9 protein-coding genes are annotated in these 17,861 nt (G+C 40.0%); 4 read left to right on the forward strand and 5 right to left on the reverse strand.

Going from position 1 to position 17,861, the window contains the following annotated elements; translation table 11 throughout:
* Positions 1 to 166 precede the first annotated feature (166 nt).
* Together ACPPVU_RS18715 and ACPPVU_RS18720 are read right to left on the reverse strand one after the other, a co-directional pair.
* On the reverse strand, positions 167 to 889 hold the full coding sequence (locus ACPPVU_RS18715; RefSeq protein WP_426668140.1) for a head GIN domain-containing protein: 723 nt from the start codon (positions 887 to 889) through the stop codon (positions 167 to 169).
* Between the two features lie 120 nt (positions 890 to 1,009).
* Positions 1,010 to 1,627: a GIN domain-containing protein gene (locus tag ACPPVU_RS18720; protein ID WP_426668141.1), complete on the reverse strand. Its 618-nt coding sequence runs from the start codon at positions 1,625 to 1,627 to the stop codon at positions 1,010 to 1,012.
* Positions 1,628 to 2,044: 417 nt separating this feature from the next.
* On the opposite strand from ACPPVU_RS18720, the gene ACPPVU_RS18725 reads away from it, so the two are divergent.
* Together ACPPVU_RS18725 and ACPPVU_RS18730 are read left to right on the forward strand one after the other, a co-directional pair.
* Positions 2,045 to 5,140, forward strand: a complete 3,096-nt coding sequence (locus tag ACPPVU_RS18725; RefSeq protein WP_426668142.1) for a SusC/RagA family TonB-linked outer membrane protein — start codon at positions 2,045 to 2,047, stop codon at positions 5,138 to 5,140.
* A gap of 34 nt (positions 5,141 to 5,174) precedes the next feature.
* A complete protein-coding gene (locus ACPPVU_RS18730) occupies positions 5,175 to 6,791 on the forward strand; it encodes a SusD/RagB family nutrient-binding outer membrane lipoprotein (protein ID WP_426668143.1) in 1,617 nt (538 codons plus the stop codon).
* 175 nt (positions 6,792 to 6,966) lie between these two features.
* On the opposite strand, the gene ACPPVU_RS18735 is transcribed toward ACPPVU_RS18730, so the two are convergent.
* Both ACPPVU_RS18735 and ACPPVU_RS18740 read right to left on the reverse strand, forming a co-directional pair.
* Positions 6,967 to 7,581 (reverse strand): GIN domain-containing protein, encoded by a 615-nt coding sequence (locus ACPPVU_RS18735; protein ID WP_426668144.1) that lies wholly within the window; start codon positions 7,579 to 7,581, stop codon positions 6,967 to 6,969.
* Positions 7,582 to 7,817: 236 nt separating this feature from the next.
* Positions 7,818 to 9,710 carry a RecQ family ATP-dependent DNA helicase gene (locus tag ACPPVU_RS18740; protein WP_426668145.1) on the reverse strand — a complete coding sequence of 631 codons (1,893 nt, stop codon included), beginning with the start codon at positions 9,708 to 9,710 and terminating at the stop codon, positions 7,818 to 7,820.
* A 130-nt stretch (positions 9,711 to 9,840) separates the two neighbouring features.
* Here ACPPVU_RS18740 and ACPPVU_RS18745 point away from each other — a divergent pair, with 130 nt between their 5' ends.
* Complete coding sequence (locus tag ACPPVU_RS18745; RefSeq protein WP_426668146.1) at positions 9,841 to 13,074, forward strand: amidohydrolase family protein; 3,234 nt, start codon at positions 9,841 to 9,843, stop codon at positions 13,072 to 13,074.
* A gap of 274 nt (positions 13,075 to 13,348) precedes the next feature.
* Here the strand turns inward: ACPPVU_RS18745 and ACPPVU_RS18750 are convergent, their stop codons facing one another.
* Complete coding sequence (locus ACPPVU_RS18750) at positions 13,349 to 14,485, reverse strand: alpha/beta hydrolase (protein ID WP_426668147.1); 1,137 nt, start codon at positions 14,483 to 14,485, stop codon at positions 13,349 to 13,351.
* 347 nt (positions 14,486 to 14,832) lie between these two features.
* Here ACPPVU_RS18750 and ACPPVU_RS18755 point away from each other — a divergent pair, with 347 nt between their 5' ends.
* Entirely contained in the window at positions 14,833 to 17,844 is a 3,012-nt protein-coding gene (locus ACPPVU_RS18755; RefSeq protein WP_426668148.1) for a SusC/RagA family TonB-linked outer membrane protein, read from the forward strand.
* The last annotated feature ends 17 nt before the right edge of the window (positions 17,845 to 17,861 follow it).

Genomic DNA, 17,861 nt, shown 5'->3' on the forward strand with positions numbered 1-17,861 from the left:
ATTAATCCGAAAATTAAAAGGAGGCTCTATGGAGCCAAAACATATGGCTACATTATTTCCTATAAACAGAGTGTCCGGAGCCAAAAAGACTTGTTTATTAAATAACTAAAAATTTATTAAAAAAGCCCCGTTTCCGAGGCTTCGACAGAATAAAATATTAAAAATCTTAATTGATCTTGGTTAGTGATGATGCGCCTGTTTTATGGTTATTTACGTTAGTAGGGTTGCCGCGGTATTGAATTTCGGACGCTCCGGTGGTATTAACGTTCAGATCATGCAGCACATTGATCTCGCAATGGCTGGCCCCTGTGGTTTCTATATCATAGCTGCCTACCACAAAATCCAGGGCATAAATTTTACCACTGCCGGATAAACTAACCTTGTGAGAACTGGCCTCGCCTTTTAAATTAATCTCGGCCGAGCCACTGCCCTCTGTTGTTACATTGGCTGCGTCAAGGTCCATATTTACTTTGCTGGCACCGTTCAGTCCAAGATAGAGATCTTTTGTAACTAATTTTCCGTCAGAATTCAGGTCTATTGCACCTGATGATTTAATGCTTTCGAGGCTTTTTACACCGATATTGATCACCATTTCACCGCTGCCACACAAACTTCTTTTTGTATAAATATGCAATCTGTTACCATCAACACTGGTGCGGATATATTTCATCAGGTTATCGTCGGCAGTAATGGATATACCCAGACTACTATCCTGTTTAAGGTTTACTTTAAAACCACCCGAAATATCAATTCTTGTAAAATTGCTAACCCTGTTGCTTTGGGTAACCTGGTGACCCGATCCCTTCACACAGCCAAACCTGCACGATGATAATACAGTAAGCGAGATAGCGGTAGTGAACAATATTGCATTTAATAATACTTTTTTCATTGGATTTTTCTTTATTGGACGTGACTGATGCGGTAATGGTTACATCAAAAATAGAAAAAGCCATTCGATTTACAAGAATGGCTTTTGAACATATATATTGAACTTTTGCAAAAGTGCGGTTTATAGACCTACCAACTCTTCGTCAGTGTTTTTAGTTGCTCCGTCAACTGTTTTGGTAAGGTGGGCTGCAGCAAAATTGGTGCTGTTTACAGTGGTTGAACGGCTATATTTTAAGTTACATTCAGTTACATCACCAATAAGATCTGCTTTTGCGCGGTTGTTTAAGGTGATGTTTGCGCTATAACCGTTCAAGTCTAACCTGGCATATGCATTATCATGTAAGGTAACGTTCATTTCGATAGGTGCAAGTTTGCCAAATGATCTTACTTCGGCGTTGTCATAAGCAGTAATTGCGCTCAATTGTTCTGCAGTAACCCAAACTACCAATTTTTGATCTGAATAAGAAGAGATACGCAATACACCTTTTTGGCTTTGAACTAATGCGCTTTCTGCATAGTAGCGGTTATATACTTTTACCTGGTCGCTTGAGCCGTCTGATATATAAAGTTCAACGTTTCCACGAACTTCTATTTTGTTGATCTTGCTTACGTTTGTTAAAACGGTGCTTACTTCATTGTTCTTTACTGATGCGCCATCTTTGGTACTTGCGAAGGTTGTGCTGCTTGCTCCTAATACTATTGCTGCTATAGTTACGAAGGATAAAATTCTTGTTTTCATGATATTTAATGTTTTGATTGTCAAATGTTTTGTTTTCAAATACACCAATAAGACTTCACCAAAAAAGAAACGTTACAGCATAATACCGACTATTAGATGTATGGCCATATTTTCCCGGTGAACAGCCGAAATTGGTCGGTGAAAAAGCTATTATAAGATTCAAGAAAGACCAGCAGACACCTTTATTATCCTCATAAAAAGCATTTTGTATAAATTTTAAATCTAATTGTATAAATTTTAAAGCTGATTTATTGTTATATTAGCTATGTCATAGCTTTTTACTTATTAGTTTAAGCTTTTGACTATTTCTTTAAAGACAATTTTATCTTCTAAAAATCAGTCTTTCTACAACCTATTTGTTCTTTCATATTGTTTTTAAAGTACTATTAACCTATTAGTTACCATTAATCTCAAACTATGAAACAAGACCTTTACTATCTCAAATTTCCTCATTCTTTAAAAATTTGCCTCTTTAATGCATTGCTTATCCTGTTGGTTGCAGGTACAGCTTTTGCACAAACTACCATAAAGGGCAAAGTAACCGATGGGGAAACCAATGAACCATTACCAGGCGTTACGGTACTTATAAAAGGCACAACTACTATTGTAGCTACCGATGTAAATGGAGACTATTCCATTTCTCCGGGTGCATCAACTACGATAGTCTTTTCCTATGTCGGTTATCGAAAACAGGAAATACTGATAGGCAAACAAACTGTAATAAACGTTAAACTACTACAGGATGCAAGCCAGTTAAAAGATGTTGTTGTTACAGCATTAGGTGTTACTAAAGAGAGGCGCGCCATTGGTTATTCTGAAACCGTAGTAAAAGGTGCGACACTTACCGAGGCGCGCGAACCGGATTTTGTGAATGCACTTGAAGGCAAAGTGGCCGGCGTTAATGTCAGCACTGTTGCTACCGGTCCCGGTGGTTCTTCAAACGTTGTAATTCGCGGTATTTCTGATCTGACGGGTAGTAATCAGCCTCTATATGTAATTGACGGTATACCTATGCAGAATGACACCTATTCTCAAACGGATGTTGGAGGAGGTTATGGTGGTGCAGACGGCGGGAACGGCACTATCAATATTAATCCTGATGATATAGAGAATATTTCCATATTAAAGGGCTCAGCAGCTACGGCATTATATGGTTATCGTGGCAGTAAAGGTGTTATTTACATCACCACCAAATCGGGGAAAAATGTAAAAGGCCTGGGTGTTGAAGTGAACTCTAACATACAGATACAAAATGTGGTTGATAACACCGATTGGCAAAAAGTATACGGCCAGGGTTCGCAGGGAACAAAACCCGCCAGTGGCACTGACGCCTTTGAATTGGGCCTGTCAAGCTGGGGCCCGAAGCTGGATGGATCGAATGTATACCAATTTGACGGCGTGCAAAGGCCTTATTCTGCCGTGTCAGGTAATATGGCTCGTTTTTATAAAACCAGTAGTTTTATAAGTAATACTGTGTCGTTTAGTAAATCAATTGCTGACGATGGCGGCCTGCGGTTTTCGGCAAATGATCTGCATAACAATAGCATTATACCTAATGCCGGATTCAAGCAGCAATCCTTTTCACTTTCTGCAAATGTTAATTTAGACAAGCATTTATCAGTCCAGTTAAAGGCACAATATGTAAATGCATATACTCACAACAGACCAAGCATATCTGATGCGCCCGGCAATTTGAATTTTGCCCCGCTGTTTCTTCCACCAAACGTAAATATAACCTCATTAGCTCCGGGTTATAAGCCTGATGGTTCTGAAAATCAATTTTTGGATGATGCATATACTACCAACCCATATTTTGCAGCATATAAGTTTATCAATAATACAAGCCGTAGCCGCTTTATTGGTTCAGCTGATACCAAGTACACTTTCGATAATGGCTTATATCTTCAATTACGTGCAGGTGAGGATTTCATAAATGACAGAAATACAAACGTAACACCCAACGGCACAGCTTATCAACCTGATGGCGCTATGACAGAGGAGGCAAGGAAATCAACCGAACTAAATGTGGATGCAATAATTGGCAAAAAATTTACAGTGACAAAAGATATTGCACTCTCGCCTCTTGCCGGTGCAAGCTACCGGAAACATGTTGTTGATGACCTTGTTGCAACGGGTAATACTTTTCAAACTCCGTATCTTTATACAGTAGGCAATTTGGCCAGCCCAACTGAATTTGAAAATAATCCGGTTGTAGTGAATAAATCACTTTATGGAACACTTGATTTCTCTTATAAAAACTATTTATACCTAACTGCTACAGGGCGTAATGATTGGTATTCCACATTAGCTCCGGGTAAAACAGATTATTTTTACCCTTCTATAAGCGGTTCATTTGTTTTCTCCGAACTGCTCCATGCAAATTGGTTGGACATGGGTAAATTAAGGGTAGGCTATTCAAACACAGGTGGCGAAGCTGATGCGCCTTACCAAACTTTATTGGGCTATAATAATATAGGCAATCTGAATGGTCATCCCATTGGAAATATATCTAACGGCGGTACGGTGCCTAATGCTGCCCTGCAACCCTCTACATCAAAAGAATTTGAAATAGGTACTGAAATGGACCTGTTTAAAAACAGGCTACATTTGGATATTACGTTATACAATAAAAAACTGAGTAAAGAAGTTATTCCGGCCGTTACATCTGAAGCATCCGGATATAATGCTGTTTTGCTCAATTCAGGTAGCTTACAAAACAAAGGTATTGAGTTTTTAGCATCAGGTTCACCTGTTAAAACAAGTAAATTTACCTGGACGGAAACCTTTAATTTCACCTATAATAATAGTAAAGTACTATCACTTACAGAAGGCGCGGGTAATTATCCGCTCGGTTATTCGCGTGCCGGAGAAGATGAAGGACTGGGTGTAGCCTACATGTCGCAGGTAGTTGGTAAGCCTGCATACCAGATATTGGTCGCAGATCCTGCCCGCGACAGCAATGGCAAAATAATAATCGATCCTGAGACAGGTGCTCCGGAGGCGGGTACTACTTACAAAGATGTGGGAACAGGCGTTGATCCATATTACGGCGGTATTACTACCGAATTAAGATATCAGCGTATAAATTTCTCTTTCCTGGTAGACGGGAAATTTGGCGGAAAGATATTTTCAGGCACTAACTGGTATGGCTATGGCTATGGGCTTTCAAAGGAAACTCTTGCAGGACGAGATCTAAGATATGGTAACCAGGAGCTTTTCCCGCAAGATTATTATAACCAGGTAGCAACTTTTAATCCTGCCATTTTTGTTTATGATGCCAGCTTTATAAAATTAAGGCAGATCATATTGGGTTATACATTTCCCGCAAGCGCGTTCAACAATAAAATACAGGGTATCAACATAAGTTTTGTTGCACGTAACGTACTTACCTTTATGAAGCATACTCCGAATATTGACCCGGAATCTAATTATTCAAATGGCGCACAAGGCATTGAGCAAGCTACGGTACCTTATACCAGGACATTTGGGTTTAACCTAAACGTGAAATTTTAAGATGATTATTGGAAAACGTAATAAACTACTTAACATGAAATTAAAACCTATATATATATTAGCAACCGCTGTTATAATAACGGCCTTTGCATCGTGCAAGAAAGATCTTTTAAAAACCAATACCGACCCTAATGCTGTATCTGTTGACCTATTTGATCCTAATAATATCTTAACAACAACACAGCTTTTTTATACAGGCAGTACGGATAATGCTATCGAGGTAGAAGAAACCGAAATACAGGGGGCAGGTTGCTATATTCAGCACTGGGCATCAACTTCGGGATATTATTTTGGTGATAAATATTCGTTAAGCCCGGGTGGCTGGGGTTCATTTTTTGATCATGCTTATACCTACGGGGTAAAGTATGCGGTAGATCTTTATACCAATACAGCAGGCAAACCGCAATACAAAAACCTGCACCAGATATCAAGAATAATGAAGGCCCTGATATTTGAGCGTATAACTGATGTATATGGGGATGTTCCTTATTTTAACGCAGGGCAGGCTTATACCAAATCTATTTACTTCCCGGTGTATGACAAACAAAAGGACATTTATGCCGATCTTTTAAAAGAAGTTTCACAGGCAACGGACAGCCTTGACGTAAATGCTGATAAACCCACTGGCGATCAGTTTTATTCGGGTGCGGATGACCAGATTGGTGAGTGGAAGAAATTTGGCAATACCCTATTGCTTAGAATGGCTATGCGCCTGACCAAGGTTGATCCGGCTACCGCCAAAACTTATGTACAAAAGGTAATAGGCCATACTATGGAAAGCAATGCTGACAACGCGATCCTTCAGCATGGCACAAATGACCCGCTTACCATTAACAGGATCTACCGTGGTATTGGTGAAGACGGTGCTATACAATTAGACGGGCAGATCAGTAAAACCTTTATAGATACCCTTAAAGTACATAATGACCCCCGTTTACCTGTGTTAGCATACGTATATCCCTTGGATTTTGAAGCGGGTGGTGATCCATCAAACGGCTCATCTGTTCCTGCAGAGCAATATGGTTTACCCAATGGTTATAACAGTGGGAATGCGGCCAATGGGATTCAAAATTATCTGGGCAATCCTGCTTCCCCCGGCGTTCCCTTTAATCCGGCCTATAGTGTTCTTGGAAGCCTGGCCGCATATTCGCGCCCCAGCCCTATCATATTTAATGCCACTGCACCTACTCTGATTCTGACTTATGCTGAATCTGAACTTCTATTAGCGGATGCTGCAAAACGCTGGGGCATTGGCGGTAGTGCTCAAACACATTATAATAATGGTGTTTTAGCTGCTATGGCCATGTTATCAGCCTATGGTGATGCGGGAACTATTAGTGATGGAGATGCACAGGCTTACCTGGATGCGAATCCTTACAAGGATGCAAATGGATTAAACATGATCAATACACAATACTGGATAGCTACTTTCTTTAATGAATATGAAGCATGGTCTAATTACCGGCGTACCGGTTATCCGGTATTAAAAGGTGTTGTTTATCCGGGCAGCCAATCTCCTGGCGCTGTACCAAGGCGAATGGAATATTCAACAGTTGATAAACAGGTGAATTCTACAAATTATACTACTGCAGTAGCAGGCATACCTGGCGGCGATAAAATAACCAGCAGGGTTTGGTGGGATACGCAGTAGTCAGTTAATCAGTGAACAGAGATTAGAGATTAGTTGTAATTGTAAAAAGGTTGTAAGGGTCAGTAGCTTTTACAACCTTTTTGTGTGCCTTTTTTCAGGACGATACACCAATAAAAAAAGCCACCCGATCTACGAATGGCTTGCGACATATATGTTGAACTTTTGCAAGTGGGGATTATAATATTACTACCAGGTCTTCAGTCTTTTTGTTATCGCTGATTGTTCTTGTGATGTGTTCTGCAGTGAAGTAAGTGCTGTTTACTGTAGCTGAGCGATTGTATTTTAAGCTACATTCTGTTACGTTACCGGTCAGGTCAGCTTTTGCACGATTGTTTACTGTGATATTCACGCTGTAACCGTCTACATCTAATTTTGCGTAAGCATTATCGTTTAAGGTTACATCCATTTCGATAGGTGATATCTTACCGAATGATTTTACTTCAGCATTATCATAAGCGGTGATTGAGCTCAACTGGCTTGATTTAACCCATACTACCAGTTTTTCGGCTGCATAAGAGCTGATGCGTAAAACACCGTTCTGGCTTTGTACCAATGCACTTTCGGCATAGTAACGATTGTAAACTTTTACTTGGTCATTTGTGTCGTCTGATATAAAAAGCTCAACGTTTCCACGTACTTCAATTTTGTTGATCTTGCTAACGTTAGTTAACACTGTGCTAACTTCATTATTCTTTGCGGCTGAATCATTTTTGGTTGCTGCGAAAGTTGTGTTTCCTATTCCTAATACTACTGCTGCAATAGCTACGAAGGAAAAAATTTTTGTTTTCATGATATTTAATATTTTGATTGTCAGTTATTTTGTTTTCAAATACACCAATAAGACGATCTCAATTAAAATCCGTTACAGCAAAATGGCCTCTATTAGTTGTACAGGGGGTTTTTCCCGGTGAACCGGGGAAATGGGTCGGTGAGTTCTCCAGTGATTAGTTAATCAGTGATTAGAGATTGGTTGATTAGGTTAGAGTGAGTTGAATAAGTTGATTGATTTAATCAGCTTATTCGCGTCTACAAATAGTATTTTTCTCCGTCTGTCTTTATCTTGCCGGCATCCAATAGCAGGCGGATGGTCTCTATTCGGTCTTTTTCTGTTCCGATCTTAAGAGAGGTGATCAGCTCATTAATACCCAGGTTTTCAACACTCAGCAGATGGGCTATCTCATCAGTGATATTATCTGTTGTTTCGGAAAGGTTTTTTTGGCGTTTTTCTTCCAGACACGTATCACATATGCCGCATTTATCAACGTTCGTTTCATCAAAATAAGCGAGTAGCATCTGGCTCCGACATTTCTTGTGTTCGGCATAGGCAAATACTGCTTCCATTTTCTTTTGAAAAACAGCTTTGCGTTCTTCAATATATCGTTTGTTGATAATAAGCTCATTATTTTGCAGGCGTGGCCTAAGATAAGTTACCTGCGGCTGATCGGTTTGCTGAAGATAGTTGAGTATCCCCATTTCCTGCAATTGTTTAAGGCCCTCTATTACCTGTTGAACGCTTAGATTGCTTCGACGGGCCAGATCATACTCACGCAAACGAACATAGTTTTCAAATGAGCCGCCATATGAACGCAACAACGTCTTTATAAAGGGGTCCCATGAGGAGTTTTGTATTTGAAAATTGTATAGTTTTTCATTCGGCACCTCAAACCTGAAACGTGACGGCAAAAACACGCTTTCGTTAAATGAGAGGTAGTCATCTTGTTCCAGGAACTTTAGGGCATTAATAGTTTTTGCCGGATCAAGTTTATGGCGTGAACAAAAATCCCCTATATCAAGATCGAAACTAATTCCCTCACCTGTTCCATAAGCTAACTGAAAATAGCCGCCTAAATGATGATAAACCAGCTTGATCTCATCCACCGAAGGAAAATTGGTCAGCAGCTTTTTTTCATTTTTAATACGATCAGCGTGATTATACAATAACACGGCATAAGCCTTTTGCTCGTCACGCCCTGCTCTGCCCGCTTCCTGGTAATAAGCTTCAAGACTTTCGGGCATATCCTTATGGATTACAAAGCGAACGTCCGACTTATCAATACCCATCCCAAAGGCATTAGTAGCCACAATGATGCGGGTACGGTTCGCTTTCCAATCTTCTTGTCTCAGAGAGCGTTGCTCCATCGTCAATCCTGCGTGATAAAAGTCGGCTTTAAAGCCATGCTCATCATAAAATTTGGCAATTTCAGCAGTTTCCTTACGACTGCGCACATAAACGATTCCGCTTCCTTTTACCCCTCTGGCAATATCCAAAAGTTTTCGTAGTTTGTTTTCTTCATGCTGAACTACGTAGCTAATATTCTTCCGTTCAAAGCTTTGCTGATAAACATTAGGTTGTTTAAATAATAGCTTTTGCTGTATATCATCGCGTACTTCTGCAGTAGCCGTTGCCGTTAGTGCTAATACAGGTACGTTGGGATGCAAATCACGCAAATCGGCAATATGCAGGTATGGCGGTCTGAAATCATACCCCCATTGGGATATACAATGCGCCTCATCTACAGCAATCAGATTAACATTCATGTAACTGATCCGCTCCCGTACCAGTTCTGAAAGTAAACGCTCGGGCGAGAGATATAAAAACTTAACCTGACCATAAACACAATTGTCCAGGGCAATATCTACTTCCCGTTTGCTCATCCCGGTTACAATGGATACCGCGTCAATGCCTTTCGCCTTAAGATTCTCTACCTGATCTTTCATTAAGGCGATCAAAGGTGATACAACGATGCATATCCCCTCTTTAGCCAAAGCCGGTACCTGGAAACAAATAGATTTACCACCACCAGTTGGCAACAATGCAAGTGTATCACGCCCAATTAAAACAGACTGGATGATCTCCTCCTGCAAAGGCCGGAAGCTGTCGTGGTTCCAATAATGCTTTAATATTTCCTGTATGGTCATCGCTTAATTTCGGATGTCGAATTTACAACTTCGGATTTAGTAATTGGCAAGTAAGATAAATTGGAAATCGAATATTCAGAATCCTAATTGCTTACAATATTTCTAAATTCGCAGTTCAAACGACCTGCTGATGAAACAATATTTTGCACTCCTCATATTTATCCTGTTAACCAACTCCTTATTTGCCCAAAAATGGAATGTGGAAAATCCCCCCGGTCCGTCAAAAAAAGTATCTATTACCACTGACGAAGGCACCTGGATGGACCTGGATGTGAGTCCGGATGGCCAAAATATTGTATTTGACTTATTGGGTGATATTTATTCTATCCCCATAAAGGGTGGTAAAGCCACTACGCTTGCCATTGGCAAAGCCTGGGAAATTCAACCCCGTTACAGCCCTGATGGCAAACAGATATCTTATACCAGCGATAAAGATGGCGGAGATAATATCTGGATCATGAATAGTGATGGCACCAACAAGCACCCTGTCACCAAAGAAAGCTTCAGATTGCTAAACAACGCTTCCTGGACCCCTGATGGACAGTACTTTGTAGCACGCAAACACTTTACCGGTATACGTTCATTGGGTGCGGGCGAAATGTGGTTATATCATAAAACAGGTGGAGAAGGTATCCAGTTAACCAAACGTAAAGACGATCAGCAGGATGCTGGTGAACCTATTGTATCACCTGACGGTAAATATGTTTACTGGAGTGAGGATGTTACGTCAGGTCCTTACTTCCAATATAATAAAGACCCTTACCAGGGAATATATGCTATAAAAAGACTGAACCGCGAAACCGGAGATATAGAAACAGTGACAGGAAGCGCAGGCGGTGCATGTCGTCCACAAATATCACCTGATGGCAAGTTACTGGCTTTTGTAAAACGGGTAAGACTAAAATCAGTATTATACCTGCATAACCTGGCAACAGGCGAAGAATGGCCTGTATATGATGATCTTTCAAAGGACCAGCAGGAAACCTGGGCCATTTTTGGTGTATATCCAAATTTCAACTGGACACCCGATAGCAAGAACATCATCTTTTATGCAAAAGGTAAGATATGGAATTTGGATATTACCACATTAAACGCAATACAAATTCCATTCGAGGTTACCACGCAACAAACGATTACAGATGCGCTTCATTTTCCACAGCGGGTTTTCCAGGATGAATTTCCTGTAAAAATGATACGCCAGTTGACCACCTCTCCCGACGGCAAACAAGTTGCATTTAATGCTGCCGGATATATTTATATTAAAACGTTGCCCGATGGCATACCTGCAAGAATTGATAGCACAGCTGATTTTGAATATGAACCACAATTCAGTCCGGATGGCAAATCGCTGATATATGTTGATTGGAACGATGAGTTAAAAGGATCTGTTAACAAAATTGATCTGACCACACATTTTGTGACGCGGTTAACTCCTGAAAAAGGATTGTATTACTCCCCCAAATTTTCGAATAAAGGCGACAAGATCATTTTCAGAAAAGGAGAAGGGAATGATCTGTTGGGCTATTCATTTGGAAAAAATACAGGTATTTATATCATGCCGGCAACTGGAGGTAAGCCAAAAATGATCATCAACAATGGCGTATGGCCACAATTTTCAACCGATGACTCTAAAATATACTATCAAAGCCGTGAAGGTGAGAAAAAAGCATACAAGGTAATCGATACTACAGGCGCTAATCAAAAAACGCTGTACACCTCTACTTATGCTACACAGTTTGTACCAAGCCCGGATGGTAAATGGATGGCATTTACTGAGCTGTTTAACTGTTACCTCACTCCGATGGTGTACACCGGGAGCCCGCAAGATCTTTCTGCCAGTAACAAGGCTATACCATTAAACAAACTAACCAGAGACGCAGGTACTTATATCCATTGGAGTAAGGACAGCCAAAGATTGATGTGGACATTAGGCCCTAAGTACTTTACACGAGATATAAAAAGTGCTTTCCCGTTTATTGATGGAGCGGATGATAAAACCCCTGCTATTGATACCGTTGGGATAGATATTAACCTGAAATTGAAAAGTGATATCCCTGATGGAAAAATTGCCTTTAAAAACGCCAGGATCATTACCATGAAGGGTGATGAGGTAATTGAAGGCGGTTCTATAGTTATTGATAAAAATAAAATTGTTGCAATTGGAAAAGCCGCTGATGTACAAATACCGGCCGATGCCAAAGTTTATGACCTGACCGGTAAAACCATTATGCCGGGCATAATTGATGTTCACTCACATTTACATCCAAGTCCGGATGGGATTTCCCCACAACAGGATTGGAACTATTTTGCTAATCTCGCTTTTGGGGTGACTACTTCTCATGACCCGTCGACAAATACTGAAATGGTTTTCAGCCAGTCAGAAATGGTAAAATCGGGGCATATGGTGGGGCCAAGGATATATTCAACCGGCTCAATTTTATATGGGGCCGACGGTGATTTCAAAGTAGTGATTAATAACTTAGGCGATGCATTATCTAATCTCCGCAGGTTAAAAGCGGTTGGTGCATTCTCGGTTAAAAGTTATAATCAGCCGCGTCGTGAGCAACGCCAGGAAATTATTGAAGCTGCACGCCAGCTACAGATGGAAGTTGTGCCGGAAGGCGGTTCAACCTTTTTCACTAATATGAACATGATATTAGACGGCCATACAGGGATTGAACATAACATACCCGTTGTACCGATTTATAAAGATGTAAAAAGCTTTTGGAATGCCAGCAAATCGGGTTATACCCCTACCCTTATTGTATGTTACGGAGGACTATTCGGAGAAAATTACTGGTACGACCGCACCGACGTTTGGAAAAATGAGCACTTGCTTAATTTCACACCGCAAACTATTATTGACGCACGATCCCGCCGCAGGCTGACTACAGAATACGGAGACTATGCGCATATAGAGGTATCAAGATATGTAAAACAAATCGCCGACGGTGGAACAAAAGTGAACCTGGGTGCGCATGGGCAGTTACAAGGATTAGGTGCACATTGGGAGTTATGGATGCTGACACAAGGTGGCATGTCACCATTACAAGCTATACGTTGTGCAACAATTAATGGTGCATCTTACCTTGGCATGGATAAAGAAATAGGTTCATTGGAAATTGGCAAATTAGCCGATCTGATCGTTTTAAATGATAATCCCTTGGCAGATATCCGTAATAGCGAAAAAATCAAATACGTAATGGCTAATGGCCGCCTGTACGACGCTGATTCGATGAATGAAATTGGTAACCGCGAAAAACCACGTTTACGTTTCTGGTGGCAACTAAATCGCGGTGAAATGGTGAACCTGCCGGTCGGTAATAACGAAACCTGGTTATATTCCAGTCAGGATGGTGATTGATTTCGGATGTCAGAAGTCGGATGTCAGAGAACTGAAGTCGGATTTTATCTATTGAATTCGGAAGGCTGATTGCGGGATTTTTTTAGATTAGTGTTAGGAAAGCCCACATTTATTGGGCCATTGAATTTCTATTTTGTAATTTCATACCGCATTTTTTTCCGACTTCCGACTTCCGACTTCCGACTTCCGACTTCCGACTTCCGACTTCCGACTTCCGACTTCCGACTTCCGACTTCCGACTTCCGACTTCCGACTTCCGACTTCCGACTTCCGACTACTTTAAAAGCCAATTATAAAATCCCGGGAAATCACCATTCCATTGTTTTTCGTTGTGTTTGGCACCTTTTATAATCACTGTGGGCGAGTTTTTTTCGCTTATCCCTTTTGAGCGGATCAGGCTGTCCATCTTTTTCATATCTGACACCATGCTTTCGCTCTCTGCATCACCACAAACAAAGTAAAACCTAAGCTTACTGCTTAGTTTCTTCTCATTGGCATATTTATAAATATCCGGCGCAATCCAAAAAGCGGGCGAAAATATACCTGCATTACCAAATACATCAGGATATTTTAAGGCTGCATACATAGAGATCAATCCGCCCATAGAGCTGCCGGCAATGGTGGTATGATTTGCATTGGTTTCAGTACGATAATGTTGGTCGATATATGGCTTTAACGTTTTCACTAAAAAATCAATATATTCATTTCCCTGCCCTTTTCCATATTTTGAATCATAAGGATCATACTCTGATATTCGATAATCGCCGCCATGGTCAATACCTACAATAATGCACTGATCTTTTGCCGGAAGTCCATCCATTATTTCATCGATCCCCCACTCGCCGTAGCCGGATGTATATTCATCAAACAAATTTTGACCATCATGCATGTAGATCACGGAATATTTTTTGTAAGATGAATCATAATCAGGAGGAAGATATATCCATATCCTTCGCTGCCTGCCCAACTGTGGAACATCAAATTTTTCATTGATGATATGAACATTGGCGCTGGCAGTATGCTTCTTTTCCGCGGGCTTAAAATTATCCTGCCAACCCGCAACATCCATTACTATTGTTGTATCGTGTGAGATGACTGTACTGCGGTTCTCAATTGGTTTTCCAAGAGCAGTACACTCTACCGTTTGCCAGCTACCCCTTGTTATTTTAAAGTTATAACTCCCTTTTGGCAAGGTCTTTAAAAGCAGGTATGATCCGTCATTATTTTGCACCAGTTCAAAGCTTTTATCACCAGGATTCCAGTTGTTAAAATCACCAGCCAGGAATAAGTGTGCATCAGACACTTTTGATACTTGTAAATTACCAGTTTTAAAGGTCACTTTTAACTGTGCAAACGACAAAAAATATTGACCGAAAATCAAAAACGCGCAGAAAATTGTTTTTTTTCTCATTTTAAATTGTCCAGATAACAGTTATTTTTCCGGGAACGTTCCCGGAAAGTGTTTCATTAAAGTAAAATTAACAAATGTGTAATTTCCACACACTGTTTAGATATAAAACCGTGATTATTAATAAAAATAGCTATAAAAAAATATTTTTTTATCATTAGAAATCGACCAAATAAATATTTCTTTAAAGTTAAAAACAGGCTTGTCAATGACTGAAAATTATCTTTTATATAAAATTTGGATTTATTACTTCTAAGTGTAAATTAGTCACGAGCTGTTTCAGCAAAGTTAACAAACCAATTTACAACCGGCGTAAAACGCCACTTTTATTCAAACACATAGTAAAAAGTATGAGAAAAATTTACTCAAAAAAGTACATGCTTCTTTGTGCATTTCTGATGATGTCTGTAATGGCATTTGCACAAACCGGAAGCATAAAAGGCAAGGTGCTTGACGAGACCAACCAACCCCTTCCCGGCGCTACTGTTACAGTTGACGGCACCACCATTGGTTCAGTCACTGATGGTAATGGTAACTATACTATCTCGGGTGTAAAACCCGGTAACTATTCAGTAACCGCAAAATTTGTTGGTTATGTTGCATTGCAAAAAAAAATCACTATTGCAGATGGGACAAGCGCCAATATTTCTTTTCAACTAACGCCTACCTCTCAATCTTTAAATGAAGTTGTTGTTATTGGTTATGGTACACAAAGTAAAAAGGATGTGTCAGGTGCAATCACAACTGTTCATTCAAAGGATTTTCAAACTGGTACGGTTAACACGCCAGAAGGGTTAATTCAGGGAAAAGTAGCTGGTGTCTCAATAACAACCGACGGTGGTGCACCTGGTAGCGGAAGCACAATTCGCATACGTCAGGGTGCTTCTTTAAATTCAAGTAATGATCCCCTTATAGTTATTGACGGTGTTCCACTTGCGCCCTACAAGACTTCAGATGGTAAATCAACCATCGCAGGTGCGGCCAATCCTTTAAGCTTGATCAATCCAGATGATATAGAAACATTTACAGTATTAAAAGATGCTGCTTCAACCGCTATCTATGGTTCAAGGGCTTCAAACGGCGTTATCATCATTACAACTAAAAAAGGAGCTTCAGGTGCTCCTAAAATAACTTTTACAACAGCAACCTCACTTGCTACGCCCGCAAATACTATTAAGGTGTTATCTGCTGACGAATTACGTCAGTATGTTGCAGCAAACTATCCAACGCTTTCAAGTACTTTAGGAAGTGCAAATACCGATTGGCAAAAAGAAATTTATCATCCCGCTTTTGGAACAACTAATAATTTAGCTGTTGCAGGTACTTATAAGTTTTTGCCATACAGGGTATCTGTTGGCTATGCTGACCAAAATGGCATCTTAAAAACAGATGATATTAAACGTACTACAGCTGCATTGCGTTTAAATCCTTCATTTTTACATAATTCGCTTAAGATTGATCTGAACCTGAACGGCGCTTACCAAACATCCAGATTTGGCAACCAGGCTGCTATTGGAGATGCGGTATCATTTAATCCTACTCAACCTGTATATACTAAAGGATCTCCATTTAGGGGCTATACTGAATATTATACTACAGACTCAGTTACAAAAGTAAATACCCTTAACCCGAATGCTCCAAGAAACCCTCTTGGCGTATTAGAAGATGACCACAATACGTCCCAGGTTTACCGCTCATTTGGTAATGCAAATATTAACTATAAGTTCCCTTTCCTTCCTGCCTTAAGTGCAAATGCAAACTTTGGCTATGATGTTTCAAAGGGTCAGGGCGTCGATTATATTCCTGCTGATGCGGCACAGGCTTTTACTACTTTAGGAAGAAATACGCCTTACCAGCAAAAAAACACCAATACAGTAGTCGAATATTATTTAAATTATACCAATAATTTCAAGGATATAAAAAGCAGTATTAATGCACAAGCAGGTTATAGCTACAATAACTTTTTAGCAACAAACTATAATTATCAGCCATTAAGCGCGAATGGCCAACCGCAGCCAGGAAGTGCTGCCCCGCTTTATCCTTACAGCCAGGGTGAATATACTATTATATCCTATTACGGACGTTTAATATACACCTATGATGAAAAATATACCTTGCAGGGATCAGTTAGAACCGATGGTTCATCAAAATTCTCTCCTCAAAACCGTTGGGGTGTATTTCCGGGAGCAGCCTTTTCATGGAATATCAACCAGGAGGATTTTCTTAAAAACAATAATGTCCTGTCTGATCTGAAATTGCGTTTAAGTTACGGCGTTACTGGACAACAGGATGGAATAGGTTATTATGGTTATTTACCAACTTATTCTTTAACTACCAACGATAACAGGTATCCTTTTAATAATGTTTATTATAATGGTTATACCCCTGCAGCATACGATTCCAGCTTAAAATGGGAACAAACCAATTCATTTAATGCCGGTTTTGATTTCGGTTTCTTAAATCAACGCATTTATGGTAGTATTGATTTTTACACACGTAAAACAAAAAATCTACTTGCAACCGTTCCTATCCCGGCTGGTACCAACTTTACAAATCAGCTAACAACCAACGTTGGTAACTCAGACAGTCATGGTATCGAACTGAATTTAAATGTGATCCCGGTAAGAACCAATGATTTTACCTGGTCATTTAATTATAACATTGCTTATAATAAAGTTACTATTACCAACTTATACCTGGCTCCTGACCCTACAAACCCTGGCGCACAAACAGGTAATATATCTGGCGGAACAGGAAATTACGTTCAAATCAATTCTGTTAATTATACTCCTAGTACATTTTATGTATTCAAGCAAGTTTACGGCGCCAATGGCAAGCCGCTTGAAGGTGTATATGCTGATTTAAATGGTGATGGTGCAATAACTGCAAAAGATGAATATCACTATCATTCTGCTTTGCCACCCGTTATTATGGGATTTAGCACGCAAGTGAGTTATAAAAAATGGAGCGCAAGCACTGTATTACGTGCTAACATTGGCAACTACGTTTATAATAACGTTGCTGCCAACCTTGGCACAGCAGGTAGTATTAGCAACAATACCGGTGTTGTTAACAATGCCACAACTGACATTTATAAAACCGGTTTTACAGGATATAATTATTTAAGTGATTATTTCGTACAAAATGCTTCTTTCCTGAGAATGGATAATCTCGGAATTGGCTATAACTTTGGAAAGATATTCGGCAGTAAAAATATTACACTGCGGGCCACTGCGAATTGCCAGAACGTATTTGTTATAACCAAATACACAGGCCTTGACCCTGAAGTGGCCTCAGGCATTGACAACAATATTTACCCCAGGCCGAGAACATATACATTAGGATTAAATCTTGGTTTATAATATAAAAAAATTAAAGA

Source organism: Mucilaginibacter sp. McL0603, from assembly GCF_049992945.1.
GTDB lineage: Bacteria > Bacteroidota > Bacteroidia > Sphingobacteriales > Sphingobacteriaceae > Mucilaginibacter.